Consider the following 26,145-nt stretch of genomic DNA (forward strand, 5'->3'; position numbering starts at 1 on the left):
AGTGATAAAAGTATCGTTGTCTGCTATTGACCAAATGAAAATGACATACAGCGGTTCGCTTACAGCCTCTGTTCCGCAGGGAGCCGTTTTTCAGGCGAAACCGCCCGGCTGTACCATTACAGCATATCAATCCGGCAAGGTCTTATTTCAAGGCAAAAACGCAGCGGCAGAATCCGCGCGCTGGGGAACAGCAGAGCCGGAAAAGAAGAAAATGGCCAAAAAGCCGGCTGATCCCCGCTATGCCCCTCCGGCAGATATCGCCGGAATGTCTGTTATCGGTTCTGACGAAGTCGGAACCGGAGATTACTTTGGCCCAATGACGGTTGTATGCGCGTACGTCGACAAAACCATGCTTCCTTTAATGAAGGAACTCGGTGTTAAGGATTCTAAAGATTTAAAAGATCCGCAAATCATCGAGATTGCCCGAAACCTGATCAAAACTATTCCATACAGCCTGCTGGTTTTAAAAAATGAAAAGTATAACAGCATGCAGGAAAAAGGCATGAGCCAAGGGAAAATGAAAGCATTGCTGCACAATCAGGCGATCACCCATTTATTAAGGAAAATGGATGGAATAAAGCCTGAGGCCATTTTGATTGACCAATTCGCTGAGCCAGGCGTCTACTTCAATCATTTAAAGGGCAGAGACATTGTGAAGGAGCGGACCTATTTTAGCACAAAAGCTGAAGGTATTCACCTGGCTGTCGCCGCTGCTTCAATCATTGCAAGATATTCGTTTTTAATGGAAATGGATAAACTATCACGCGCGGCAGGAATGACGCTTCCAAAAGGCGCCGGTCCGCACGTCGATGAAGCGGCCGCCAAGCTAATCCTCAAAAAAGGGGCATCTGCACTCAGAACCTTTACAAAACTCCATTTCGCCAATACGCAAAAAGCGCAGCGCCTTGCTGATAAAAAACGTTCATAGAAAAAAGCTTGCAGATTTCTCTGCAAGCTTTTTTCTCAGCCTCTTAAAACAGCTTGATATGTGTCTTCTAACGCTTTCAGCACTTTGCTGTGCGCCTTTGTCACTTCTTCTTCAGTCAGTGTTTGTTCAGGGTTGACATACTGGAGTGAGAAAGCGACTGACTTCTTGCCTTCCTCCATATGTTCGCCTTCGTATACGTCAAAGACGGTTACCTCTTTCAGAAGCTTGCCGCCAGCCTCTTTAATGACGCTCTCGAGCTGTCCGCTTGTAACGGTTTTATCTGTTACAAGGGCGATATCACGTGTCACAGACGGATATTTCGGAATCGCCGTGTAAACAAGCGGTGCTGTTTCTGCTGCGAGCAACGCATGAAGATCGAGCTCAAATACGTATGTTTCCTTTATATCCAGTTCTTTTTCCAATGAAGGGTGGACTTGGCCGATGAAGCCGATCAGAGAACCATTCAATAAAATGTTCGCTGTTCTGCCCGGATGCAGCTGTTTGCGTTCAGACTGTACAAATTCAATGCTGTCTAGGACGTTGAGTTTGTCTAACAGCCCTTCCACAATTCCTTTGACAACAAAGAAATCAACTGGTTTCTTTTCACCCTGCCATAGCTGCTTGCGCCATAATCCGGTAACAGCTCCTGCTACGCGTTCTGTTTCAACAGGTTTTGTGTCCTCTTCCTTCGTTAGGAAAACGGAGCCAACTTCGTACAGTGCAACTGAGTCAGTCTGCCTCGCAAGGTTGTAAGAAACAGAATCAAGCAGATTCGGAACAAGACTGTGTCTGAGAATGCTTCTTTCTTCACTCATTGGAAGCGCAAGCACAGTATTCAGTGATTTTTCAATCGCAAACGCTGCCGCTTTCTTCTCGTTTGTCAGTGAGTAAGTGATGGCCTGTGATAAGCCTGCGCCTTCAAGGAAGCGTCTGACTTTACGGCGTTTTGCCTGATATGGCGTTAATCCGCCTGTAGTTCCCGCTGTCTCAGGAAGCGTAGACGGAATGTTATCGTAGCCGTACAGTCTTGCCGCTTCTTCAATTAAATCCTCTTCTATTGTAATGTCGCCGCGGCGTGATGGGACAGTCACAACGAGAAGTTCATCCGCTTCACCGACCGTAAAACCGAGACGTTTATAAATGCTGATCAGTTCTTCTTTACTGATCGTCAGGCCTAGAACGCTGCTCACTTTGTCAGCAGATACGTGAATGTTATTTGCTTCGATTGTCAGGTGATCTTCCTCAACTGTTCCAGCAAGCACCTCACCGCCGGCATACAGATGGATCATCTGCGCAGCCCGTTCTGCTGCAAGACGTACGCGCGCCGGATCAATTCCTTTTTCAAATCTTACGCTTGATTCACTTCTCAAACCAAGGTCTTTGGAAGCCTTGCGAACCGTCTGCCCGTTGAAATACGCAGCCTCAAGCAAAATCGTTTTAGTATCTTCCTGAACCTCTGACTCTGCTCCTCCCATGACACCCGCAACGGCCTGCGCTTTCATTCCGTTTGTAATAACAAGGTGATCGGCGGACAGCTTACGTTCTTGATCATCGAGAGTGACGATCATTTCATTCTCAGCTGCTTTTCTTACTACGACTTCCTTAGAGCCAAATCTGTCATAATCAAACGCATGAAGCGGCTGTCCGTATTCCAACAGGACAAAATTTGTGATGTCAACGACGTTGTTGTGCGGACGAATGCCTGCATTCATCAGCTTTGTCTGCATCCAAAGCGGTGACGGAGCAATCGTGACATTTTTAATGATTTTTGCAGTGTACAGCGGGTTCGCTTCTTGATCTTCAATTTTGACTGAAATGTAATCAGACGCTTGTTCTGAAGCAGCCGGGTAATCCGTTTGCGGAAGCTTTACCTCAGTGTCTAAAATCGCGGCAACCTCGTAAGCAACACCAAGCATGTTCATGGCATCCGCGCGGTTTGGCGTTAAACCCAGCTCAAGAATCGCATCGTCAAGCTGTAAAGCCGCTAAGGCATCGCTTCCTGTTTCAGCGTCATTAGGGAATACGAAAATGCCTTCTGCATACTCCTTCGCCACAAGTTTGCTTTCGATACCAAGCTCCTGTAAGGAACAGATCATGCCATTTGATTCTTCACCGCGAAGCTTGGCTTTTTTGATTTTGAAATTGCCCGGCAGCACCGCTCCGACTGTTGCAACTGCGACTTTTTGTCCCTTATCCACATTCGGCGCGCCGCAAATGATTTGTACAGGGGCTTCAGCTCCGATATCCACAAGGCACTTATTCAGCTTATCAGCATTCGGGTGCTGCTCGCGCTCCAGCACATGGCCGATGACAACGCCTTTGATGCCTTCTCCTTTGTATTCAATTCCTTCAACCTCAATACCGGCTCTTGTAATTTTTTCAGCAAGAACAGCCGGGTCCATGCCTTTTAAATCAACATAATCCTCTAACCATTTATAAGAAACAAACATCCTTGCATCCTCCTCTTACGCCTGTTTAAACTGCGAAATAAATCTGACATCGTTTGTATAGAAGTGGCGGATATCATCAATGCCGTATTTCAGCATCGCGATGCGCTCAACACCCATTCCGAATGCAAAGCCCTGATATTCCTTCGGATCAAAGCCAGCCATTTTAAGCACGTTCGGGTGAACCATTCCGGCACCGAGGATTTCAATCCAGCCTGTTCCTTTACATACTGAGCAGCCGTTCCCACCACATTTAAAGCATGTCACATCCACTTCTACTGAAGGCTCAGTAAACGGGAAGAAGCTTGGGCGGAGTCTGATTTCGCGGTCTTGTCCGAACATTTTTTTCGCAACAAGTTCAAGCGTTCCTTTTAAATCACTCATGCTGATGTTTTTGTCAACGACAAGCCCTTCAATTTGCATAAATTGGTGAGAGTGCGTCGCATCATCGTTATCACGGCGATATACTTTACCCGGGCAAATGATTTTAACGGGACCTTTGCCTTCATGCTTTTCCATCGTCCGTGTTTGGACAGGGGAAGTTTGCGTTCTCATCAAAGTCTCCTCTGTGATGTAAAAGCTGTCCTGCATATCGCGCGCAGGGTGTTCTTTCGGAAGATTGAGCGATTCGAAGTTGTAGTAATCCGTTTCAACCTCTGGCCCTTCCTCGACTGTGTAGCCCATACCGATAAATAAATCTTCAATTTCTTCAATGACAACAGTGAGCGGATGGCGGCCGCCGACTGCAACAGGGTTCCCCGGCAGCGTGACGTCAATTGTCTGTCCTGCAAGCTTCTGTTTCATTTCCTCTTCTTCAAGCTTCTCGTTTTTGTCAGCAATCGCATTGGCAATACGCTCCCTTACTTCGTTCGCGAGCGCCCCCATTTTTGGACGTTCCTCAGCAGAAAGCTTGCCCATTCCGCGCAGCACTTCTGTAATCGGCCCTTTTTTTCCGAGATATTGCACCCGAATATCATTGACAATCTTCAATGAGCTTGCCGCTTCTACTTGTTCTAAAGCTTCTTGTTCCAGCTGTTTTAGCTTTTCTTCCATTTTGCATCCTCCTTTTATGTAAACAAACCGTCATATGTCTTTGGAAAATAAAAAAAACCCGTCCCTTTTACAAGGGACGAGTTGTGGCCGCGGTACCACCCTTATTTCAGACAGACTGATGCTGTCGTCAGCTTCATTGACATAACGGAATCAGATTCCGGTTCACCTTTACGCGCAGTGTACGCGGTCCCGGCGACAACTCAAGAGGTGAAGCCAATTTCCGGCTGCGTTAAAAATGCTCTCAGTCAGCGGCATTTTCTCCCTGGAAAGCAGTTGATCAGAAATTGAGGTCCTCTGTCACGGTTTTTGAAATATTATGTTCTATTATAGAGAAATCCAACGCTTGGCGCAACACTATCCTCGCAAGTGATACACGAGGATGGCAGCCGCAACCGCAACGTTTAGTGATTCAGCCTGTCCGTAAAGCGGCACGTACAGGTTCAAATCCGTTTTTTCCAGCAATGCAGCATCCACCCCTGCACCTTCATTTCCTACAATGAGCGCAAAGGATTCAGACTGAGGAATCTCCTGGTAAGGCGCTCCGTTTTGCAGCGCCGTGCCGTATACTTTTACGCCCTCTGCCTTCAATTCGTCCACATATGAAGGCAGGTTTCTTCTCACAACAGGAATATGGAAGTGAGATCCTTGAGCAGATCGCAGTGTTTTTCCGTTAAAGGCGTCCGCCGTGCCGTCACCGAGTACAACCGCATCCAAACCGGCCGCATCAGCCGTTCGAATCATTGTGCCAAGGTTTCCCGGATCTTGAACAGCGTCAATCAGCAGCACCTTGCGTGCCGTTGCCAGCTTTTCTTCAGGCATATGGCACACAGCGGCAATCTGCTGCGGCGTTTCGGTTTCAGTCACAGCTGAAAACGCATCTTCACTCAGCATATAGCACTGGATACCAGTCTCAAGATCTGAAGGAATCTTCGTTTCATCCTTTACAAGGATTTCTTTCACAATGCCCGGGCTTTTCAACGCCTCTTCAACGAGGTGTTCTCCCTCTATCAGAAATGTATTTGTTTTTGTTCGTTCTTTTTTTGTGTGAAGCTTTTTCCAATCCTTCACTTTTTGGTTTTTTGCCGATTCTATTTGTTTCACTGTCTATGTGGCGCTCCTTTTTTTAACATGATGTTATTATATCGCAAGAACAGCACATAATAAACCAGGTGCAGGGTTAGAATATACGTATTACATTTTAGAAAAAGGAGCGTTTTACATGGATCTTAATTTACGTCATGCCGTCATCTCCAATGTCACCGGCAATAATCAGGAGCAGCTTGAGCATACAATCGTAGATGCGATTCAAAGCGGTGAAGAAAAAATGCTTCCAGGGCTCGGCGTTTTATTCGAAGTCATTTGGCAGCACGCATCCGAAAGTGAGAAAAACGAAATGCTGAAAACGCTTGAAGGCGGATTAAAACCCGCCGAATAAGACATGAAACCGGGTGACAGCGCCCGGTTTTTTTCTTATATAATAAAAACATGATGAGGGGGAACGCCATGTTTTTACAGCCGTTATTAGCGAAAAAAATTATTGCTGAAGTTAAAAAAATGTACGAACGTGAAGTCATTATTGTAAACACGGACGGTCTTATTATGGCAGGCACAAACGATGAACGTGTCGGACAATTTCATGAGGGAGCGCTTATCTGCGCAAAAGAAAGACGCAGCGTGATTATTACAAAAGAAGATGAAACAAGATTAAAAGGAGTGAAAGCAGGCATAAACCTCCCTGTATTTTTTGACCATGATGTGATCGCCGTCTTCGGGCTGACAGGTGAGCCTGCAGAGATTCAGCCATTCGGAGAACTGCTTCGAAAAATGACAGAGCTGTTCATTAAGGAATCACGGCATTTAGAGCAATCCCAGTGGCGTGAGAGAATGCTGGAGTCCTTTATGATCGATTGGCTGCAATTAAAGGAGTGGTCTCCCAGTTTTCTTGAGAAAGCTCAGCTTCTTGGTGTTAACCTTTCCTCCCGGCGCCAAATGATTCTTATTCAGGGGTATGAGTGGTCACGTCATGATATTGAACAAATGGCACGCAGCTGGAAATCCTCGTACCCTGCGGATTTGTTCATCAGGTGGGGAAATGAACGGATCTTGATTAATCATGAAGTGCCGCAGCATGAACAAAGGGATCGGCTTTTACGGAAGATCCTTCACATTTGTTCGTTTGCCAATACCGCAAACAGCCAATTTGCAGCAGCTGGCGCCGGAAGGGCTGTCGCAAGCTCCAGCCTGACAGATTCATACGAGCAAGCGGAAAAAGCGCTGGCTGTCAGCCTTAAGCGAAAAACGCCCATATTTGAAGAGGATCTGAAGCTTGATATGTGTCTGACGGAGATCAGCCCGGGAACCCGAAACGAATTTCCGCAAAGAGTATTAGGAGAGGCGCTAGAGCATCAGGAACTTATGAATACGTTACGGACTTTCTTTCATCACGATTTGTCTTTGAAACAAACCGCAGAAGATATGCATATTCATATCAATACATTGCGTTATCGTCTGGCTAAGGCTGAACAGCTGACGGGTTTACGTTTTGACCGTACCGAGGACGTCGTCACGATGTACGTCGCACTCTATTTTTTAGATCAAGATACAAAATAGAGAGAGTTTCAGTTTCATTTTTTGTATGTTTCTCCATGGAAGGCTTTGCTTTTTTTCTTTTACAATAGATTGAAAGCATTTTTTGACAGGGGGATGGGTGAAATGATCACCAAGGATGTAAAGGAGCAGCTGATTCGGGTCTCCGGACCAGAAAACTTTGATGACTCGAATGCCGGCCGTCTCGTCTATTCATATGATGCGACGCCTCAGTATCAGTCTATGCCTGATGCCGTGATTGCTCCGAGGAATACTGATGAAGTATCACGCATTTTAACAATTTGCAGCGAACATCGAGTGCCGATCGTTCCAAGAGGATCAGGGACAAACCTGTGCGGCGGCACGTGCCCGACTGAAGGCGGACTTGTGCTTCTCTTTAAGCACATGAACCGGATTCTTGAGATTGATGAAGAAAATTTAACTGCCACAGTTCAGCCGGGAGTCATTACGCTGGATATGATCCGGGCAGTTGAAAGCAAAGGTTTGTTTTATCCGCCTGACCCGAGTTCTATGAAAATATCAACCATGGGCGGAAACATCAATGAAAATTCCGGCGGGCTACGTGGATTAAAATACGGCGTCACCCGCGACTATGTTATTGGACTGGAGGTTGTGCTCGCAAATGGTGACATCATCCGCACCGGCGGAAAACTCGCAAAGGATGTGGCCGGATACGATCTCACACGGCTTTTTGTCGGCTCAGAAGGAACACTCGGCATTGTGACCGAAGCCATCGTCAAACTTGTTCCAAAGCCGGAAACAAAGAAGACGCTGCTTGCCCTTTATGAAAACATCGATGCCGCTGCTCAAACGGTATCAGACATCATTGCCGCAAAAATTATACCCGCTACGCTTGAATTTCTCGATCAGCCTACACTATTGGTGATTGAGGATTATGCCAAAATCGGACTTCCGACAAGCGCAAAAGCAGTTCTGTTAATTGAACAAGACGGGCCATTTGAAACTGTTGAACGGGATATGGAAAAGATTGAGGCGATCTGCAAAAAAGGCGACGCCGTATCCGTTCAGACCGCACAAACGGAGGAGGAGGCATTCGCCCTGACTGAAGCACGGCGCTCTGCACTTTCTGCCCTAGCCCGCCTCAAACCGACGACGATTTTAGAGGATGCGACCGTTCCTCGCTCAGAAATCGCCAATATGGTTAAAGCGATTAATGATATTGCTGCTAAATATGATATTTCCATCTGCACCTTTGGTCATGCGGGAGACGGGAACCTTCACCCGACATGCACGACAGACATAAGAAATAAGGATGAAATGGAACGTGTCGAACAGGCTTTTGCCGAGATTTTTGAGAAAGCGATTGAACTTGGCGGGACGATAACCGGAGAGCACGGAGTCGGGGAAATGAAAGCGCCTTACTTGGAAATGAAGCTGAAAAAAGAAGGCATTGATGCGATGAAAGCGTTGAAAGCGGCATTTGACCCCCGGAACATATTAAATCCGGGCAAAGTGTTTGCGAAAGATGCCAGAAAACGTGTGGTGGCGGAAAGATGACAACAGAAAAAGAAATGAAACAGATCCAAAATGAATTTAAAGAGCGTATGGATGAAGGCGAGTTATTAAATTGTATGCGCTGCGGCTTCTGTCTTCCTTCCTGTCCGACCTATATCGAATCGGGATTTCAGGAAACACACTCTCCGCGCGGGCGTATCGCCTTAATGAAAGCCGTAGCCGACGGTATGCTTGAACCGGATGAAGATGTCGAACGGTCGCTGTCACTTTGCCTCGGCTGCCGCGCCTGTGAGCCCGTATGCCCGTCTGGCGTGAAATACGGGCAGCTGCTTGAGGAAGCCAGAGATATTATCCACCAAAATAAAAAACACTCTCTTGGTGAACGTGTCATGCGAAAGACGGCTTTTCACGAGCTGTTTCCGCATCAAAACCGCATGCGCTCAGCTGTAAGCCTTATCGGTTTGTATCAGCGTTCAGGACTGCAAACCGCTGTGCGAAAATCAGGCATGCTTCGGGTCCTGCCTGAGCATTTGCGGACGATGGAAGCTGTTCTTCCTGATGTTCCAAAAAGCAAAGACATGAAACATCGGCCGCGTTTCCTGCCGTCCATTGGCCCCATGAAAAAACGGGTCGCCTTTTTTTCGGGCTGCTTAATGGATACGATGTTTTTACCGACTAACAATGCCACATTGAAGCTTTTACAGCTGGCAGGCTGCGACATTGTCATCCCGCCTGAACAGGCTTGCTGCGGGGCGCTGCATGGACACAGCGGTGAAAAAAACACAGGGAAAGAGCTCGCGAAACAAAATATCGCTGCTTTTGAAGCGTTAGACGTTGATGCTGTCATTACAAACGCAGGAGGATGCGGAGCCTTTCTCACTGAATATGATCATTTGCTGAAGGATGACCCTGAGTGGTCGGAACGGGCTACAGCTTTTGTTCAAAAGCTGAAGGATTTTTCTTCTGTTTTGGTTGAACTCGATTTCCATCAAATGGACTTAGCGCTCGAGACGCCTCAGGTCGTTACCTACCAAGATTCATGCCACCTAAGAAATGTAATGCATACGTCGCTTGAGCCCCGCCAGCTTCTTAAAAGCATCAAAGGGGCGGAATTCAAAGAAATGGAGAAAGCAGACAACTGCTGCGGGTCAGCGGGAATTTACAACATCGTCGAAGCTGAAATGTCTATGAAAATACTGGACAGCAAAATGGCTGCCGTCAAAGCAACCGAAGCGATCCTCATTGTAACAGCAAATCCCGGCTGCCTGCTGCAGATGAAGCTCGGCATTGAACGCGAAGGACTAAGCGGTAAAGTCAGAGCCGTTCACCTGGCTGATTTGCTATTGGAAGCAGCCGGGCACAAAACATCATGAGAAAGCCCAAAACAGACATTGTTTTGGGCTTTTGTGCGTTATTCCATCGGACTGCAAATTTCGATATAATGTCCATCCGGATCAGCGATATAGGCGACCGTCTGCCCCCATGGTTTCACTTTCGGCTCCCCGATAATCGATACGCCTTGTTCTCTCATCCTTTTGATGACCGCTTCTACATTTTCAGTAACAAACCCGATTTCAAATGTGTTTGAAGCAGATGTATCCGGAATGTCCAGCGCCGTGATGTCTCTGGCGCTTTCCCGCGTATTAAGCGCCAATATCGTAGACCCTGTTTCAAATTCGACATACGTGCCGTGTTCAGCACGAATCGGCAGTCCTAAAATATCCCGGTAAAAATGAATAGCCCGCTGGCTGTCCGATACGTATAGAATAAGATATTTCATTGATAGATTCATTGCCAACCCCCCTCAGCATTTTTCAATAGTCCTTCTAGCCCGGTATAGATGCTTCCATCCTTAAGCTCGGATCTTTCCACATCTGCGCCCATTTTTTCACAGCCGCCACGATAATGATGAAGCCTAACACCAGCATGATGATAGATAATACGCCATTCAATACACTATATCCTGCTGCTTCAGGATTGAGATACACATTGCGCACCATCCAATAGCCCGCATAATTGACAGTGACATATAAATAGGCAAGCGGGATAAGGCAAGTCAGAATGTACCGGCGTTTATCAGCGATTTTCAGCACGATCGTCGCTCCGATAATCAGCCCCACTGAAGCCATCAGCTGATTAGAAACGCCGAACAGCGCCCAAATGGAACCGATATCTCCTGAATACAGCAAGTACCCCCACATCAAACAGGCAAGCGCGCTGGCAAATATAGAGCCCGGAATCCAGTCTGTTTTCTTCAGCGGTTTATACACCTCCCCGAAGAAATCCTGGATCAAATAACGGGCAACGCGTGTGCCGGCGTCAATCGCTGTTAAAATAAAGACCGCTTCAAACATAATGACAAATTGGAAAAAGTATGAGGCCAAATGGCTGAAAAACGGCATTCCGGTAAAAATATAAGTCATCCCCACCGCAAGCGTAACGGCTCCCCCTGTTCTTCCTTCTAAGTCCAAACCGATTTCCCTGCTCAATTCAGGCAAATGTACGACATTCATGCCAAGCGTACGGAAAACCTCAGGCGTGCTGTTAATCGCAAAGTAATCAGCAGGCTGTAAAGCGGTCGCTGCAATCAGCGCCATGATGCCGACAAGACACTCAACAAGCATTGCGCCAAACGCAACCGGCTTCATATCACTCCATTTATTCAGCATTTTCGGTGTCGTTCCTGAGCCGACAAAGGCATGGAACCCAGAGATCGCCCCGCAGGCGATGGTTATTGAGATGAACGGCCAGACAGGCCCTGCCAGCACCGGCCCGCCGCCTTTTACGAATTCTGTAAACGCAGGGAACGGAATGGACGGATTGACGACAAACACACCAACAATCAAAGCGATAAAAACACCGATTTTCATAAAGCTGCTTAAATAATCACGCGGAGCAAGAAGCAGCCAAACGGGAAGCGCAGCCGCAAAAAACGCGTAAACAGGAAGCGCGATTGCAAGCGTTTTCGTATCTAGCGTTAAAAAGTCACCGAGCGCGGTAGTCTGTACCCATGGACCGATAAAGACTCCTGCCATTAAAAAGAGAAAGCCGACCGTTGAAGCGAGCTTTAAATTTCCCGTTTTCTTATAAAATAAGCCCACACCCATCGCAATCGGAATCGTAATCCCTACCGCAAATGTTCCCCATGGATTACGTTCAAGCGCATGCAAGACAACCATCGACAGGCCCGCCATTGTGATCGTGATGATAAACAGCATGGACAGTCCTGTACAAAATCCTGCAACAGGGCCAAGCTCATCCTTCGCCACTTCCGACAGCGATTTTCCGTTTTTGCGCATCGATGCAAACAACACCACAATATCATGGACGGCTCCCCCAATTACCGCCCCGATTAACAGCCACAATAATCCCGGCAAATAGCCAAACTGCGCCGCCAGAATTGGTCCGACCAGCGGCCCGGCCGCTGCGATCGCGGCAAAGTGGTGGCCGAACGAAACCCATTTATTTGTAGGCACATAGTCTTTCCCATCCTCAAGCGCATGAGCAGGTGTTGGCTTGTCATCATTCACTTTGAGCACCTTCACCATCATAAATGTTCCGTATAAACGATAGGCAATAGCCAAAATACACATTGATGCTATCACAATTGTAACCGCATTCATTTTCTCCCATCCCCTTTGCTGTTTTTCATAAATATATCATAATTTTATGGTGAAAAGCGGTCATTTTTTCCTATACAAAAAGCCGGCTTGAACGGGCCGGCTCGTGGCAGTTGAAAGACAAGCCGGAGATTTCTCTCCGGCTTTGCTTATTCTTATGACTGTTTTTTCAGGCGGATCACATTCCAGGAAAGCGGCGTGAAATGAGCAGTTAAGCCGTTTTCGCTGACAGACGATGATCCGTTGGAATGCGGAACGACATTTTTTCTGTTATGCTGGTTTGTTGCTTTGATATCCTGATGCTCAAGTACGATGTGCTCTGCGATTTGGTAGGATTCAAAGCCTCTGAGCGAAATCTCCGTCTCCATCTGATCCTCAGCCTTGTTTACCGCAAAAATAGTGAGTGTTTCTTCCTCTTCAGAGTACACAACAGCAGCATCAACATATGGCACATCAGTGAAATCAGAACAATCGTACTTAGGAGAAGAAATAAGCGGTTTCAGTGACTCGCCCCTTCCGTAAACAGAAGCATGCATGTATGGGTAGAAAATCGGCTGTCTCCATGCTTCTCCGCCTTTTTCCGTCATGATCGGCGCGATGACATTGACAAGCTGTGCAAGACACGCAATTTTCACACGGTCTGTGTGCTGCAGCATCGTAATGAGCAGAGAGCCGACTAATAAGGCATCTTCAAAATTGTAAATATCCTCCAAAATCGGACGCGCAGTGATCCACGGCTCGACTTTTTTATCAGCCTCATTTGAGTGGTACCAGACGTTCCATTCATCCAGAGAAAGATTGATTGTTTTCTTGCTGCGTGTTTTTGCTTTTACATAGTCACAGGTCGCAGCGACTGATTTGATAAAATGATCCAAATCCATAGAACGTGCCAAGTAGTTTGGCAGATTGTTATCCCGGTTTCCGTAGTAGGTGTGAAGAGAGATATAGTCGACATGCTCATACGTATGCTCCAGCACCTTCGCTTCCCAATCGATAAAGGTCGGCATGCTGCTGTTTGAGCTGCCGCAGGCAACGAGTTCAATTGATGGGTCAACCCACTTCATGACCTTTGCTGTCTCTGCGGCAAGCCGTCCGTATTCATCAGCTGTTTTGTGGCCGATCTGCCACGGTCCATCCATTTCGTTTCCTAAGCACCATGTTTTGATGCCATACGGCTGTTCATAGCCATGCGATCTTCTTAAATCACTCCAGTAAGAGCCTTTCGGGTGGTTGCAATATTCAACGAGATTACGGGCGGCATCTATGCCTCTTGTACCAAGGTTGACGGCCATATTGACCTCAGTGTTCACCTTTTTTGCCCAAGATAAAAATTCATTTGTTCCCACTTCATTGGTTTCTGTCGTTTGCCATGCCAAGTCAAGCCGTCTCGGGCGGTTTTCGACTGGTCCGACACCGTCCTCCCAGTTGTATCCGGATAAAAAGTTTCCGCCCGGATAGCGGATGATGGGAACCTGTAATTCTTTGATCAGCGACTGGACATCTTTTCTAAATCCATCTTCATCCGCTTCAGGGTGATCAGGCTCGTATATGCCTTCATATACCGCACGACCCATATGTTCGATAAACGAGCCATAAATCCGTTTATCTACTTCACCGATTTTATATTCTTTGTCTACAATCATTCGCGCTTTTTTCATCACACGTTTCCTCCTTCATTAACCTTTGACTCCCCCTACCGTCAGGCCGGAGATAAAGTACTTTTGGAAAAACAAGAAAATGATAATCACCGGCAAAATCGCAAATACTGAGCCGGATATAAGCATGTCATAGTTGTTGCCATAAGGGCTCAGCAAGCTGGACAGCCCTATTGGAAGCGTAAACATTTCTTTCGACCGAAGCACAATCAGCGGCCATAAGAAGTTGTTCCAGCTGTTTAAGGACTGAAGGATAATCATCGCGCCGAAAGCCGGTTTCATCAGCGGTGCCATAATCCTGAAAAAGATGCCGAATTCCGTACAGCCGTCCATCCTTGCAGAGTCCAGCAGATCTCTTGGAAGGCCAAGAGCATATTGCCTGAAAAAGAAAACGGCAACAGGTGAAACGATAAACGGCAATATGACACCTGTATATGAATCGATCAAGTGCAGTCCGACAGTAAGCTTAAACAAAGGAAGCATCATCACTTCCAGCGGAACCATCATGATAATCAGCACAAGAACAAAGATGATATTTCTGCCCTTAAAATCATAAACCGCAAGCCCGTACCCGATCATCGAAGAAAAAAACAGGGTGAGCACGGTCGTAAAAAGTCCGAGTACAAGACTGTTAAAAAACCATTTGAAATAAATGCTGCCGCCATTAAACAGAAATGTGTAGTTATCAAAACTCATCACTTTTGGATCAATTTCAAGATTCAGCCCCACACGCAAAAGCTCAGATGACGGCTTTAATGATCCTAAAAGCAAACAGAAAATCGGAAAAAGATACAATAGGCTCAGCATAATAAAAAACAGGGTTAGCGCAATTCTATAAACGCTAAACTGAGGACTGTGCCGCAACATTTATCCCTCCCCCTTAAACGAGCCTGACAGCTTTAATGAAATCAGGCTGACAACAAGGATCACAATCAAAAGCACGATGCCGATGGCTGCTCCGTACCCCATTTCGTTGTAGGCAAGTCCCTGCTGATACAAATATCCGACAAGCGTCAGACCAATATTACCCGGGGAATTATTCTGCCAAAGGACGTAGCTTTCCTCAAACATCCTGAAGCCGCCGATAATGCTGATGGTCAGCACATATACGGTTACAGGCTTGAGAAACGGCAGCGTGATGTGCAGAAATTTTTTCATTGTATTCGCGCCGTCTATATCAGCGGCTTCGTACAGCTCTTTCGGCACATTTTGCAAACCGGCTAAAAAGTAAAGGATGTTGATTCCCATCCATCTCCATGAAGCAAGCAGCACCATCAAAAACATGCCGGTATATTCATTGTTCATCCAGTTCTGAGGTGAAAAGCCGAGTTTGAGTAGGATGGAATTGGCCAGAGACGTTTCCATTTCTCCGAAGATCAGCCGAAAAATGATCCCCGCGACAATGGTGGAGGTCAATGCCGGGATGAATAGCGCTGATTTAAATATATTTCTAAATTTGACCAGCTTTGAATTCAGGAATATGGCCAGAAGCAATGGAACAGGAATCAGCACGATCAGCGTCCAAAAGGTGTATTCCAGCGTATTCCAAAGGGCGGTATAGAACGTCGGGTTGTTTAGCGCTGTATAATTAGACAAACCGACAAAGGACACCTCTCCCGGCAATATTCTTTGAAAGCTCATGATGAAGACACTAATGATGGGGTATAGAAAAAATACGAGAAAGGATAAAACGAATGGCGCTGTAAACAGATAGGGCGCCGCTTTTTTTGAATAAAACAGATCTCGCCAGCCTGATTGTTTCGCAGCTGAAGGAACGGGATGAACCGTTCCTGTTTTCACAGGTTTCATGAGAACCTCCCCGCTTTCACTTTTTGAATGGGATTCTATTTCTGTTTCAGTTCACCTGCCGCTCTGTCCAAGGCTTGTTTAGGCGTTTTTTGCTGAGATTTAAGTGCGTCGAACAACACGCTTCTGTTGACAAGGTCTGAAGCCTTGGCAAAATCCTCATGTAAATAAATCGGATTGATTTCATCCTTGATATCGAGCAGCACGGAAAAAATGCCTGTTCCGTTTTGGAAGTAATCCGTGTACTTGTTTTTCTCTTTCAATTCCTTGGAGCTCCAGACATCCCAGCGAAGCGGGTCAAAGCCGAGTACGCTCCAGAGTTTTTTATTTCCTTCTTCTGAGCCCTTCGCAAAGGCCAAAAACTCTTTTGCTAACTCAACATGCTTGGATTGCTTCGGCACAACGGTTGCCGTACCGCCCAAACCTGCCGAGCGGTCGCCTCCCTCTTTCCATGCCGGGAGCGGCCTGATGGCAATCTTCCCTTTCAGATCAGGCATATAATCGATAAATCTTCCCATATACCAAATCGGCATGAGGACTGAAGCAGCTCCTCCTTGGTTCATAAAACCGTAGTATTCTTCACTGTGATGCCCGCCGCCCGGCGCAGGAATCATCGTTTTATCATTGATCATGTCTTTTAAATATTGAAGTGTTTTTACGTTGGTGTCATTATTGAGGATCAGCTTGCCGTTTTTATCAAAATAGCCTGAGTTTTGCTGTGAAATCATAGATAAGAACGTTGCGGAATCATTTGTTTCCACCGTTCCCATCGGCTTCCCGGTCACTTTGCGCACTTTCTGTCCGGCTTTATGGTAATCATCCCATGTTTTAATATCGTCAGGATTGACGCCGGCTTTTTTCATCACATCCATGTTATAAAACATGACCGTTGTTCCTACATGCGTATCGAGTCCGTAAAGCTTGCCGTTTTTGCTGTACAGGGTCAGCCGCGCCTCAATGAATTTATCGCGGTCCTTTTCAATCAGCGGAGTCAAGTCGGCAAGCGGTATGTCAGAGCCCTTCAAAAAGTTTGAAAAACGGGCCAATTCGACATCTGCAATATCAGGAACGCCTTCTCCCGCTATTAGGGAGATAGATAAGTTATCGTGCATTTGTCCATATGGATAAACGACCGTATTCAGCTTAATTTTGTGGTCAGGATATTTTTTGTTCCATTCCTTCACCATTTCCACATAGAACTGCTCATGAAGCCCGTTAAATGTCCAAAAGGTCAGCTCGGTTTCACCCGACTTCCCGGATGATCTTTCTGCTGAACACCCAGCAATGACTAATGTCAGCAGCATCATGAGCACAAGAAAACAGACAGTCATTTTTTTCATCTGCGTTACCCCTTCCATTCGAGGTGCGGGCTATTCATACAGACCATGGTTGATCAGCGTTTTGTTTTCATTGATGATTCTTAATCCGGTGCAGCGGTCTCTTAAGGTGTGCGCGTGTCTGAAGGCATTCTTGACGGAATCCTGCCCGACACCGATTTCGTCAAAATACGCAGGGCCTCCGGCTGATCTCAGCCAATCAGCCAGCACTTCTCCTTCCGGAAGAGTTTGATAAGCCGATTGGATGGCTTGCCGCCGGCTCGGTGAAAATTCGTTCAGCCCGTCATCCTTAGCGAGCTTTCTGTATGTGTCAGTTAATAAAACAGCAGCACAGCCCACCTTTGCCCCATGAAGAATCTGTGGCCGTTTTTTCTCCATTAATTCCATCTCAATCCAATGTGAAATATGATGCTCTCCGCCTGATGCCGGGCGGGAATGATCTAATGCCAGCATGACAAGCCCCGATACAAGTAAAGACTCCATCAAAACCCGTATGCCTGTTTCCGTTTTCATCGCAATGTCTTCTGTGTGTTCAATGCAGGCAGCAAGCGCCTCCTGAACAATCTTAGCTCCTGCTGACGAATAAGGCTCGCCGGCAAGATGCCGGGATATTTCCCAATCTGCTAAAGACGTTATTTTACCGAGCATGTCACCAAAGCCAGCTGCCACCATTGACTGCGGTGCCGCTTTTAATAGATCCAGATCAGCGAACAGCGCAGACGGGGCCTTCGTTTGAATGGTTGTTTTCGTGCCGTATAAAATAATCGGCGCCCCTGCTGATGTAAAACCGTCTACAGATGGAGCAGTCGGATAAGAAATAAACGGCAAATCTCTTTGAAACGCCGCAAAGCGGACGATATCATGAATCGTGCCCGAACCGACTGCGATCATGACATCCGTTGGTTGTTTCGTATGGATCAGCACATGAATGAGCGATCGTTCATCAGCTGTCACATCTCCGGCTTCATTTTCTGGAATGATCAGGCACTCGGCCTGAAATCCTTCTTGATTCAGTCGGTTTTCTAAATCAATTCCTGCAATGCGCTGTGTATTCGCGTCGCAGACAAGGACAATATGTTGATTGTTTTTTCGTTTCACATAATCCAAAAGCGAATCAGCTGCTTGTTTACCGAGAACAATTTCTTCAACTTTTATAGGCAACGTCTTTTCTCCGGCGTGTTCAAAAGCACGCTGAACGTCAGCTGCGATACGATTCATATCAGAATCCCCTCCTCAGCCAATTTGGTTACATCCTTAATAGAATCCAGCACATAATCCGGCGTGTACAAACGCTGTTCACCCTGTTTCGCAGAACCAGTTAGCACTAAGGCGCTTTTCATGCCATAAAGCTTCCCCATCGCAATGTCAGATTCAATGCTGTCTCCTATAATCATGCATTCATGTGCGGACAGCCCCATTGCTGTACAGGCAGCCTCCGCCATCAGCCATGACGGCTTTCCGACAACAAGTTCAGTCTTCGCTTGTGCAGAAGTCTCAATTGCCCCAATCATTCCAGCCACATCAATGGCATTTCCGTCTTCGTTCGGAAAAGAGCGGTCTTTGTTTGTAGCGATAATACGAGCGCCGCCGGCAGCCGCTTGAAAGGCTTGATTTAAATCGTCGTACGTGAGCGTTTCATGAAGGGAGATCACGAGCCAATCCGCTTCCTTCGGTTCGTTCGCGTTCTGCACACCGGCCAGCCTCAGCTCGTCAACCAAGCCTTGTTCCCCAAGCACCCATACCTTTGAAAAACGATAATGTTTTTTCAGAAAAGCCGCTGTCACGCTTGATGACAGAACAATGTCGTTTACGTCCGTTTCAATCCCCGCGCCAAGAAGTTTTTTTCTGCACATGGCACGGGAGATATTCCCCCGGTTGCTTAAAAAGACGATTTTCTTTCCCATTCTCCTAAGCGTTTTGATCGCTTCTCTTGCTCCTTCGATCAACTCATTTCCTCTGAATACAGTACCGTCCAAGTCAATCAGAATGCCGGCCGGTGACACAGGCGTATCATGACTGGCCATAATACGCATTTGCTCCGTGTTTTCGATAAAAATGCTTTTCATGCAGGACTGTATTGATTGGGGTTACATCCTTGTTCAGCATAATGGAGTGATAGGCCATTTCGGCAACCGTTTCTAATACAACTGCGTTATGAATGGCATTTAAGGCGTCAGTGCCCCAGCAGAACGGTCCGTGATTATTCACGAGCACACCCGGCACCTGTTCGTAATTATGATGCTGAAAGGTTTCCGCTATGACTTTTCCTGTATTCAGTTCGTAGTCATGAATGATTTCTTCATCGTACATTTCACGAGTACATGGAATCGCACTGTCAAAATAATCAGCATGGGTCGTGCCTAACGGAGGGATGTCTCTGCCCGATTGTGCCCAGCTTGTCGCCCATTGAGAATGGGTATGGACAATTCCCCCGATATTCGGAAAGGCTTTATATAAATAAACATGGGTAGGTGTATCTGAAGAAGGCTTAAGCGAGCCTTCGACGACCTCTCCATCAAGGTTCAAAACAACCAAGTCATCTGCTGTCAGATCGCTGTATTCGACTCCGCTAGGTTTGATGACAATTCTTTCTTTTTCACGGTCAATGCCGCTGACATTTCCCCACGTAAAGGTTACCAGCTGATGCTCTTGAAGCTTCAGGTTGGCAGCCAGCACTTCTTTTTTTAATGTTTCAAGCATGCTCCATCACCCTTTTTCAATTCTTTTTGGCGGCAGATGAAAATTGAAGATTTTTGATCGTTTTCAGACGCTTCATGACATGGTTTTCTTTTCCGAAATAATGAACCAGCTCTTTATATTCAGCGTACAATTTTTCATAAACCGCGGCGTTTTCGGCATTTGGCGTATAAGTTATATCTTTCAGTTTTCCCATGTTCGCCGCTGCCTCTTTGATGTCATCGTAGCCGCCTTTTTCTTTGCCTGCTGCAAGCGCGCCGAAAATGGCAGATCCTAAGGCTGGTGCTTGCGGTGAACCAGAGATTTTAATGTCCATGTTTGTCACATCCGCATAAATCTGCATGACAAACGGGTTTTTCTCAGCTATTCCGCCGGCTGCGAACAGTTCCTCAATCGGAACACCGCTTTCTTTGAATGTTTCGATAATCATCCGGGTTCCGTAAGCTGTCGCTTCAACTAACGCTCTATAAATCTCTTCAGGCTTCGTCAGCAGTGTCATGCCAAGCAGCATCCCTGTTAAATCTGCATCAACAAGAGTTGAACGGTTTCCATTCCACCAATCTAAAGCAAGCAAGCCGCTTTCACCAGGCGCTTGATGGTTTGCTTTCTCACTCAGCAGCTCATGAACGCTAATGTTTTTTTCCTTTGCTTCCTCTTCATAAGCTGGCGGGACACATGTTTTCACAAACCAGTCAAAATGATCGCCGACACAGGACTGCCCGGCTTCATATCCCGCATAGCCCGGGAGAATTCCGTTGTCCACAACGCCGCACATTCCTGGAACGATATGCACCTCTTCACCAAGTAGAACATGGCACGTCGAGGTTCCCATAATCATCAGCATTTTCCCTGGCTCTGTAATGCCGACCGCCGGTACCGAAACATGAGCGTCCACATTGGCAACCGCAACAGCCGTTCCCGGGAGAAGCCCTGTCAGCTTTGCCATTTTTTCAGTCAGACTGCCGGCTTTTTCTCCTACTGAATGAATAGAACCTGACAATTTGTCCTTTGTAATCGTTTTCATTGAAGGATTTAATTTCTCAAAGAAATCATCTGACGGATACCCCGCTTTTTCACTCCACATCGCTTTATACCCTGCGGTACAATTGCTTCGCTTGAGCGAGCCGCACAGCTGGTACACGATCCAGTCTGCAGCCTCGATGATCCGGTCAGCCGCTTCATAAATGTGAGGCGCTTCCTCGGCAATTTGCATGACCTTTGGGATCATCCATTCTGATGAAATTTTTCCTCCGTACCGCTGTAAAAAAGCCTCTCCTTCTTCTTCAGCGATTTGATTGAGCCGATCAGCATGTTTTTGGGCCGCATGATGCTTCCAGAGCTTCACATAGCTGTGCGGCTCCTCTTCATATTCAGGCAGCATGCATAACGGCTGCCCGCTGCTGTCAATAGGAAGGATCGTACATGCCGTGAAATCAATTCCAATCCCGATAATGTCTTTCGGGTCAACGCCCGTCTGTTCGAGTAAAGACGGAATGGTTGTTTCCAAGACTTCGAGGTAATCAGCAGGATGCTGCAGCGCCCAGTCACGCGGCAGCTTTTGACCCGTTTTTGGAAGGACGGTATCAATGACAGCATGCCTGTATTCTTTTACAGCAGCCGCAAGTTCCTCCCCTGTTTGGACATGAACGAGCACCGCTCTTCCTGATAAAGTTCCAAAATCAACCCCTATTGTGTAAGCCATGTGACATCCCCCTCTACTTTTGAAGCCGGTAAAGCGCCTCGTTCCATTTTAACTCGTGTTTCAGTTTATGAATTGTCGTATCACGGGAAATGAGAACACTTTCGATCCCCGCCATTTCCGCCCAATCAAGCATTTGCTCCGCTGTCAGTTCATAAGACAGGCAGGTATGATGTGCACCGCCGGCTAAAATCCATGCCTCCGCTGCTGTTTTCAATGACGGCTCCGGCTTCCAGAGAACACGGGCAACCGGTAAATTCGGCATGTCTTTTTCAATTTCCTGGCCGGTGACTTCATTCAGCACAAGGCGGAAACGCCCGCCAATATCAACAATGCTAGCTTGAATGGCAGAACCGCTGATGCCGTTAAATACAAAACGCGCAGGGTCCTCTTTGCCGCCAATCGAAAGCGGATGAACCTCGATTTTCGGCTGATCCAAAGCGACAGTCGGACACACTTCAAGCATGTGAGAGCCCAGAATCATTTCATTTCCCGGTTCAAAATGGTACGTGTAATCTTCCATGAAGGAAGTTCTTTTTCCTTTAGCCATGATTTTCATCATCCGCACAAGGGCCGCTGTCTTCCAATCTCCTTCACCGGCAAACCCATAGCCTTTCTCCATCAGGCGCTGAACGGCAAGTCCCGGCAGCTGTTTCATTCCGTGCAGCACTTCAAACGATGTCGTAAACGCTGTGTATCCGCCTTGCTCAAGAAAAGCGGTTAAGCCAAGTTCAATTTTCGCCTGTTCTTTAATGGACGCTACCTTTGCTTCGTCACGTTTTGTTTCCTCACTGATCACATATAGTCTGTCATACTCGGCATAAAGCGTGTCAACCTCGTCGTCCGTAATGCGATCCATCACTTCAACAAGATCCCCGATGCCATATCCGTCAACCTGCCAGCCAAATTGAATATGCGCTCCCACCTTGTCTCCGTCCGTTACCGCGACATGACGCATGTTATCTCCAAATCTGGCAACCTTAATATGTCTGCTTTCATTTAATGCAGCCGCCGTATCCATCCACTGGGACATTTCTTTTTTCACTTCTTCATCATCCCAATAGCCGGCAATGACTTTTCGGCTAAGCCCCATTCTCGAGTTGATGTAACCGTACTCTCGATCGCCATGCGCGGATTGGTTGCTGTTCATAAAATCCATGTCAATCGTACCCCACGGGATATCGCGATTATATTGGGTATGCAAATGCATAAGCGGTTTTTGATAAGAGGAAAGGCCTTCTATCCACATTTTTGCAGGGGAAAATGTGTGCATCCATGTAATGATGCCAGCACATGTCTCACTGTACTCCGCTTCTCTTAACAGCTCTCTGATGGTTTCCGGTGAAGTGACGACGGGCTTATGAGTGATTTTATATCTGGAAGAAACCCCGCTGAGCCCCTCACAAATGCTTTTAGCATGCTGATCTACGAGTTCCAGCGTCTCTTCCCCGTATAGGTGCTGGCTTCCTGTCACAAACCAGAATTCATAATCCTTTGTCTGAAGCATGTAAACTGCCCCTTTCTCATAAAATAAAACGCTTTCAAATACAAAAGATACGTACTAATGATAGAAAATAAACCTATAAATAAATATTTGTACGAACAATTTTATTATAGTAATTGACTATTATACTGTCAATCTTTTCTTTTAAAAAAAGCCGGGGGCAGAGCCCGGCTTTTTGATTCAATAGGACGGCCAGCCCGAGCTCCAATTCAAATCATTGATGAGAAGCTTTGGAATGCCGTTGTCATTGGCATCATAGGCATGGCGAACAAGAATGTTTCCGTTCACAATATCCTGGCCTCCAGGTCCTTTCCATTGGTCATTGCCCGAATCCAAAATGGTGCCTCCGCCTTCAAGCATGCTTTTTCCGCTTTTATCAAGATAAGGGCCTGTAATGTTTTTGGATCTTCCGTAAGCAATTTTGTACGTACTGTTTACCCCGTCACAGCATTTATCAAATGAAACCATTAAATAGTAATAGCCATTTTGATACGTAAGAGTAGGAGCTTCTAAGGCACCCCCATTATTCGGTCTAGCTGCAATCGAATAGAGCGAGCCTGTAGGCTTCATCGTACTCTTATCGAGCTTAGTCAGCTTAATGCCGCTCCAAAACGAGCCGAATGCAAGCCACGGATTGCCATCCTTGTCGAATGTCAGCTCCGGGTCAATGGCGTTATAATTATTTGAGCTTGTCGAACGAATCACCAAGCCCTCGTCCTTCCAGCTCCCCGAACTGATGCTTGTTGAAGATGCCAGGCCAATGGCAGATGTATTGCTTCCAAAAGAAGAAACGGAATAATATAGCCAGTACTTGCCGTTATAGTATTGGATGTCCGGCGCCCACTGGTTTTGGCCATAATTCGGCACATAATTGGACCACCACGATAGCGGTGTAGTGAAAATGGATTTTTGTACGGTCCAATTTTTAGCGTCTGAAGACTTCAAAACCCGCAGTCCCCGCTCTTCAGTAAGCCCTGTTCCGAGCGCATACCATGAGCTCCCCTCTTTAATCATAGTCGGGTCATGAAGCAGCTCATTGGATGCACCCCAAAACGCTGCCTCTGCGGGAGCAGCAGAAGTGAATATCAAACCTGCAGCCAGAGCTGCACTCGAAAAGTGTAAGAAGCGTTTCCATGTTTTTTTCTTTTTCAATTTTGTTCAACCTCCTTTATTTTAGAAAGCGCTTACAAATTAGATTATTTATCCTCCCTTCCTGTCAAATCGACTGCGTATCGTATATCGTCATGTTCAGGAAATTTTCGGTATCCCCTTTATTGTAGTCACTATGCTGTAATTTGTACAGACAAAAAAATAGAATCCACCTCAACAGGCGGATTCTTCCGTATCTTTATTGGTACGTAATTTCGTCAACCGTTTTTCGGTCTAACTTCTTAATGACTTCTGTAATTAAATTTACCGCGTTTTCATAATCATCACGATGCAGTATGGCCGCATGCGTATGAATGTAGCGGGTTGCAATGGTAATGGACAGCGCAGGAACGCCATTTGCCGTCAAATGGATGGCACCCGAATCAGTTCCGCCGCCGGCAATGGCATCAAATTGGTACGGAATGCCGGCTTCCTCCGCAGTGGCTACAACTGCATCGCGCAAACCTTTGTGAGAGACCATGGATGCATCGTAAACGATAATCTGCGGGCCTTTGCCCATTTTGCTCTGCGCTTCCTTCTCGGAAATGCCAGGCGTGTCTCCTGCTATTCCTACATCAACACCAAACGCAATATCAGGCTGAATGGTGTGCGCAGCCGTTTTCGCTCCCCTCAGGCCGACTTCCTCCTGCACGGTTCCGACGCCATACACTATATTTGGATGGTCTGTGTTTTGTAAGTTTCTTAACACATCAATTGCAATCGCACAGCCGATGCGGTTGTCCCAGGCCTTTGCGAGTAGGAATTTTTCATTGTTCATGACCGTAAACTCAAAATGCGGAACGACCATATCTCCCGGGAGTACACCCCACTCCAAGGCTTCTTCCCGGCTTGAAGCTCCAATATCAATAAACATGTCTTTTATTTCCACTGATTTTTTTCTTGCTTCAGGAGACAAAATATGAGGCGGCTTAGATCCGATAACCCCTGTGATTTCTCCTTTTTTTGTGACAATGGTGACGCGCTGGGCAAGCATAACCTGAGCCCACCATCCGCCAACGGTTTGAAAACGGATAAAGCCTTTATCTGTGATTTGTGTCACCATAAAGCCGACTTCATCCAAATGTCCGGCGATCATAATTTTCGGACCGTTTTCTGCACCAGTTTTTTTGGCAATTAAACTGCCCAGGCGATCTGTTGTCACCTCATCAGCAAATGGTTCTATGTATGATTTCATCACTTGCCTTACTTCTCTTTCATTGCCCGGTATGCCTTTTGCATCTGTTAAATCTTTCAGCATGGTCAATGTTTCATCTAATTTTGCCATGTTCCAAACCCTCCTTCATCAGTCCTGCATTCTTATTATACAAAACATGGCGCGAACCATACGACTATTTCACTTGAAAATCGGGTATATGTTTTTACAGCTTTCTTTTAGAAAAAGTGAAACCTTTTTCTATGCTTTTCGTATTACATCAGATCATCACCATAAGGGAGGTGCCTTCACACAATGTTTGTCATGGTTCTAAGGATTATTTTGCTTGCACTTTTTGCTTATTGTATTTATGCCGTGGTCAAATATGTCGCGAATCCTAAGAGAAGGCTTAAGCTGGCCCAATCAAAAGAACATTTTTATATTATTGATGAACAAAACAATACCCGGAAGAATTTTCAGCTGACGTATAAAGGCGTGCTTTTTGAGGGAGAAAAGCATATTCCTTCCAAGGATCATCCGCTGTTTATTCACACGATCTTTGTCTGGACAGAATCTCCTGAGAAGCTGAAACATTTCTCTGCAAAAGATTTTGAGAACATTGAAGAAAAAGTGCTGGAACGATATCCAAATTGTAAGATTGACTGGGACCAGCCCATTAAACTCGCAAAAAAAGCAGAAGAGCGTTAAACGCTTTTCTGCTTTTTATAAATCAAACGGGCTGTAGTAAATAGCGATGAGAATCGCTTCAATTACCAGAAGAAGCGGTACTCCATACTTAAAAGAAGCGTGTTTCGTTTTATGTCTGAAGGTTTGCATGCCAAGCCAGACACCGAGCGCTCCAAACACGATGGCTATCAGCCACAGCCGGTCTTCAGAAATTCTCCACTTGTGCTGCTGCGCTTTGCGTTTGTCAATGCCCATCACCCAAAAACCGCACAGATTAATCAACACCAAATAAGCAGCAATAATCATGTTGCCTCATCCTTTATATAG

24 protein-coding genes and 1 pseudogene are annotated in these 26,145 nt (G+C 46.4%); 7 read left to right on the forward strand and 18 right to left on the reverse strand.

The window, feature by feature from the left end; genetic code table 11:
• Window position 1: 1 nt before the first annotated feature.
• Entirely contained in the window at window positions 2-928 is a 927-nt protein-coding gene (gene rnhC / locus RAC86_RS15505) for a ribonuclease HIII (protein ID WP_377885844.1), read from the forward strand.
• A 35-nt stretch (window positions 929-963) separates the two neighbouring features.
• On the opposite strand, the gene pheT is transcribed toward rnhC, so the two are convergent.
• Window positions 964-3,378, reverse strand: coding sequence for a phenylalanine--tRNA ligase subunit beta (gene pheT, locus RAC86_RS15510; protein WP_377885845.1), 2,415 nt, complete (start codon window positions 3,376-3,378; stop codon window positions 964-966).
• A 15-nt stretch (window positions 3,379-3,393) separates the two neighbouring features.
• Window positions 3,394-4,428: a phenylalanine--tRNA ligase subunit alpha gene (gene pheS / locus RAC86_RS15515; RefSeq protein WP_185183658.1), complete on the reverse strand. Its 1,035-nt coding sequence runs from the start codon at window positions 4,426-4,428 to the stop codon at window positions 3,394-3,396.
• A gap of 81 nt (window positions 4,429-4,509) precedes the next feature.
• On the opposite strand from pheS, the gene RAC86_RS15520 reads away from it, so the two are divergent.
• Window positions 4,510-4,716, forward strand: coding sequence for a hypothetical protein (locus tag RAC86_RS15520; protein ID WP_004398812.1), 207 nt, complete (start codon window positions 4,510-4,512; stop codon window positions 4,714-4,716).
• Between the two features lie 66 nt (window positions 4,717-4,782).
• On the opposite strand, the gene RAC86_RS15525 is transcribed toward RAC86_RS15520, so the two are convergent.
• A complete protein-coding gene (locus RAC86_RS15525) occupies window positions 4,783-5,529 on the reverse strand; it encodes a TrmH family RNA methyltransferase (protein WP_015714484.1) in 747 nt (248 codons plus the stop codon).
• Between the two features lie 118 nt (window positions 5,530-5,647).
• Between RAC86_RS15525 and sspI the strand changes: the two genes are divergently transcribed.
• From sspI to RAC86_RS15545, 4 genes are all read left to right on the forward strand, one after another.
• Entirely contained in the window at window positions 5,648-5,863 is a 216-nt protein-coding gene (sspI, locus tag RAC86_RS15530; RefSeq protein ID WP_021480275.1) for a small acid-soluble spore protein SspI, read from the forward strand.
• 68 nt (window positions 5,864-5,931) lie between these two features.
• Window positions 5,932-7,038 (forward strand): CdaR family transcriptional regulator, encoded by a 1,107-nt coding sequence (locus RAC86_RS15535; protein WP_225722081.1) that lies wholly within the window; start codon window positions 5,932-5,934, stop codon window positions 7,036-7,038.
• A gap of 102 nt (window positions 7,039-7,140) precedes the next feature.
• Window positions 7,141-8,553 carry a glycolate oxidase subunit GlcD gene (gene glcD, locus RAC86_RS15540; RefSeq protein ID WP_369878032.1) on the forward strand — a complete coding sequence of 471 codons (1,413 nt, stop codon included), beginning with the start codon at window positions 7,141-7,143 and terminating at the stop codon, window positions 8,551-8,553.
• Window positions 8,550-9,884 carry a (Fe-S)-binding protein gene (locus RAC86_RS15545; protein ID WP_377885846.1) on the forward strand — a complete coding sequence of 445 codons (1,335 nt, stop codon included), beginning with the start codon at window positions 8,550-8,552 and terminating at the stop codon, window positions 9,882-9,884. The genes glcD and RAC86_RS15545 overlap by 4 nt, the downstream gene beginning before the upstream one ends.
• Window positions 9,885-9,922: 38 nt before the next feature.
• On the opposite strand, the gene RAC86_RS15550 is transcribed toward RAC86_RS15545, so the two are convergent.
• From RAC86_RS15550 to RAC86_RS15615, 14 genes and pseudogenes are all read right to left on the reverse strand, one after another.
• Entirely contained in the window at window positions 9,923-10,291 is a 369-nt protein-coding gene (locus tag RAC86_RS15550) for a VOC family protein (protein ID WP_225722185.1), read from the reverse strand.
• Window positions 10,206-10,395, reverse strand: a pseudogene (locus RAC86_RS15555) (hypothetical protein). The gene RAC86_RS15550 and the pseudogene RAC86_RS15555 overlap by 86 nt, the downstream one beginning before the upstream one ends.
• Window positions 10,338-12,134 (reverse strand): carbon starvation protein CstA, encoded by a 1,797-nt coding sequence (gene cstA / locus RAC86_RS15560; RefSeq protein WP_017696693.1) that lies wholly within the window; start codon window positions 12,132-12,134, stop codon window positions 10,338-10,340. Before cstA ends, RAC86_RS15555 begins: the two are co-directional and overlap by 58 nt.
• A 152-nt stretch (window positions 12,135-12,286) precedes the next feature.
• Complete coding sequence (abfA, locus tag RAC86_RS15565; RefSeq protein ID WP_377885847.1) at window positions 12,287-13,789, reverse strand: alpha-L-arabinofuranosidase AbfA; 1,503 nt, start codon at window positions 13,787-13,789, stop codon at window positions 12,287-12,289.
• 18 nt (window positions 13,790-13,807) lie between these two features.
• Window positions 13,808-14,653 (reverse strand): arabinooligosaccharides ABC transporter permease AraQ, encoded by an 846-nt coding sequence (araQ, locus tag RAC86_RS15570; protein WP_029318216.1) that lies wholly within the window; start codon window positions 14,651-14,653, stop codon window positions 13,808-13,810.
• Complete coding sequence (araP, locus tag RAC86_RS15575; RefSeq protein ID WP_377885848.1) at window positions 14,654-15,595, reverse strand: arabinooligosaccharides ABC transporter permease AraP; 942 nt, start codon at window positions 15,593-15,595, stop codon at window positions 14,654-14,656.
• Between the two features lie 35 nt (window positions 15,596-15,630).
• Window positions 15,631-16,932 (reverse strand): arabinooligosaccharides ABC transporter substrate-binding protein AraN, encoded by a 1,302-nt coding sequence (gene araN / locus RAC86_RS15580; RefSeq protein ID WP_377885849.1) that lies wholly within the window; start codon window positions 16,930-16,932, stop codon window positions 15,631-15,633.
• A 30-nt stretch (window positions 16,933-16,962) separates the two neighbouring features.
• Window positions 16,963-18,147 (reverse strand): sn-glycerol-1-phosphate dehydrogenase, encoded by a 1,185-nt coding sequence (egsA, locus tag RAC86_RS15585; RefSeq protein WP_161476808.1) that lies wholly within the window; start codon window positions 18,145-18,147, stop codon window positions 16,963-16,965.
• Window positions 18,144-18,962: a sugar-phosphatase AraL gene (gene araL, locus RAC86_RS15590; protein ID WP_161477150.1), complete on the reverse strand. Its 819-nt coding sequence runs from the start codon at window positions 18,960-18,962 to the stop codon at window positions 18,144-18,146. Before araL ends, egsA begins: the two co-directional genes overlap by 4 nt.
• The gene (gene araD, locus RAC86_RS15595; protein ID WP_003229501.1) at window positions 18,940-19,629 is read right to left on the reverse strand and encodes an L-ribulose-5-phosphate 4-epimerase; all 690 of its coding nucleotides are present in this window, start codon (window positions 19,627-19,629) and stop codon (window positions 18,940-18,942) included. The genes araL and araD overlap by 23 nt, the downstream gene beginning before the upstream one ends.
• Before the next feature lie 16 nt (window positions 19,630-19,645).
• A complete protein-coding gene (gene araB, locus RAC86_RS15600) occupies window positions 19,646-21,328 on the reverse strand; it encodes a ribulokinase (RefSeq protein ID WP_128993270.1) in 1,683 nt (560 codons plus the stop codon).
• Between the two features lie 13 nt (window positions 21,329-21,341).
• A complete protein-coding gene (gene araA / locus RAC86_RS15605) occupies window positions 21,342-22,832 on the reverse strand; it encodes an L-arabinose isomerase (RefSeq protein ID WP_101172345.1) in 1,491 nt (496 codons plus the stop codon).
• Between the two features lie 177 nt (window positions 22,833-23,009).
• Window positions 23,010-23,981: an arabinan endo-1,5-alpha-L-arabinosidase AbnA gene (abnA, locus tag RAC86_RS15610; RefSeq protein WP_015251497.1), complete on the reverse strand. Its 972-nt coding sequence runs from the start codon at window positions 23,979-23,981 to the stop codon at window positions 23,010-23,012.
• Window positions 23,982-24,177: 196 nt separating this feature from the next.
• Window positions 24,178-25,263, reverse strand: coding sequence for a M42 family metallopeptidase (locus RAC86_RS15615; protein ID WP_015251496.1), 1,086 nt, complete (start codon window positions 25,261-25,263; stop codon window positions 24,178-24,180).
• A 183-nt stretch (window positions 25,264-25,446) separates the two neighbouring features.
• Here RAC86_RS15615 and ysdB point away from each other — a divergent pair, with 183 nt between their 5' ends.
• Entirely contained in the window at window positions 25,447-25,839 is a 393-nt protein-coding gene (gene ysdB / locus RAC86_RS15620) for a sigma W pathway protein YsdB (RefSeq protein WP_003229493.1), read from the forward strand.
• Between the two features lie 15 nt (window positions 25,840-25,854).
• Here ysdB and RAC86_RS15625 read toward each other — a convergent pair whose 3' ends face one another.
• Window positions 25,855-26,124 carry a DUF1294 domain-containing protein gene (locus tag RAC86_RS15625; RefSeq protein WP_003229490.1) on the reverse strand — a complete coding sequence of 90 codons (270 nt, stop codon included), beginning with the start codon at window positions 26,122-26,124 and terminating at the stop codon, window positions 25,855-25,857.
• Window positions 26,125-26,145 lie beyond the last annotated feature (21 nt).

The sequence above is a fragment of the Bacillus sp. LR_5 genome (assembly GCF_042709275.1).

Excerpts from the sequence above, each read along its gene's own strand:
- cstA (WP_017696693.1), bottom strand. The coding sequence starts at position 12,134 with ATGAATGCGGTTACAATTGTGATAGCATCAATGTGTATTTTGGCTATT.
- abfA (WP_377885847.1), bottom strand. The coding sequence starts at position 13,789 with ATGAAAAAAGCGCGAATGATTGTAGACAAAGAATATAAAATCGGTGAA.
- araQ (WP_029318216.1), bottom strand. The coding sequence starts at position 14,653 with ATGTTGCGGCACAGTCCTCAGTTTAGCGTTTATAGAATTGCGCTAACC.
- RAC86_RS15550 (WP_225722185.1), bottom strand. The coding sequence starts at position 10,291 with ATGAAATATCTTATTCTATACGTATCGGACAGCCAGCGGGCTATTCAT.
- glcD (WP_369878032.1), top strand. The coding sequence starts at position 7,141 with ATGATCACCAAGGATGTAAAGGAGCAGCTGATTCGGGTCTCCGGACCA.
- sspI (WP_021480275.1), top strand. The coding sequence starts at position 5,648 with ATGGATCTTAATTTACGTCATGCCGTCATCTCCAATGTCACCGGCAAT.
- araB (WP_128993270.1), bottom strand. The coding sequence starts at position 21,328 with ATGGCTTACACAATAGGGGTTGATTTTGGAACTTTATCAGGAAGAGCG.
- RAC86_RS15545 (WP_377885846.1), top strand. The coding sequence starts at position 8,550 with ATGACAACAGAAAAAGAAATGAAACAGATCCAAAATGAATTTAAAGAG.
- araN (WP_377885849.1), bottom strand. The coding sequence starts at position 16,932 with ATGAAAAAAATGACTGTCTGTTTTCTTGTGCTCATGATGCTGCTGACA.
- pheT (WP_377885845.1), bottom strand. The coding sequence starts at position 3,378 with ATGTTTGTTTCTTATAAATGGTTAGAGGATTATGTTGATTTAAAAGGC.
- araD (WP_003229501.1), bottom strand. The coding sequence starts at position 19,629 with ATGCTTGAAACATTAAAAAAAGAAGTGCTGGCTGCCAACCTGAAGCTT.
- RAC86_RS15615 (WP_015251496.1), bottom strand. The coding sequence starts at position 25,263 with ATGGCAAAATTAGATGAAACATTGACCATGCTGAAAGATTTAACAGAT.
- egsA (WP_161476808.1), bottom strand. The coding sequence starts at position 18,147 with ATGAATCGTATCGCAGCTGACGTTCAGCGTGCTTTTGAACACGCCGGA.
- RAC86_RS15535 (WP_225722081.1), top strand. The coding sequence starts at position 5,932 with ATGTTTTTACAGCCGTTATTAGCGAAAAAAATTATTGCTGAAGTTAAA.
- araA (WP_101172345.1), bottom strand. The coding sequence starts at position 22,832 with ATGCTTCAGACAAAGGATTATGAATTCTGGTTTGTGACAGGAAGCCAG.
- araL (WP_161477150.1), bottom strand. The coding sequence starts at position 18,962 with ATGCGTATTATGGCCAGTCATGATACGCCTGTGTCACCGGCCGGCATT.
- RAC86_RS15625 (WP_003229490.1), bottom strand. The coding sequence starts at position 26,124 with ATGATTATTGCTGCTTATTTGGTGTTGATTAATCTGTGCGGTTTTTGG.
- pheS (WP_185183658.1), bottom strand. The coding sequence starts at position 4,428 with ATGGAAGAAAAGCTAAAACAGCTGGAACAAGAAGCTTTAGAACAAGTA.
- ysdB (WP_003229493.1), top strand. The coding sequence starts at position 25,447 with ATGTTTGTCATGGTTCTAAGGATTATTTTGCTTGCACTTTTTGCTTAT.
- araP (WP_377885848.1), bottom strand. The coding sequence starts at position 15,595 with ATGAAACCTGTGAAAACAGGAACGGTTCATCCCGTTCCTTCAGCTGCG.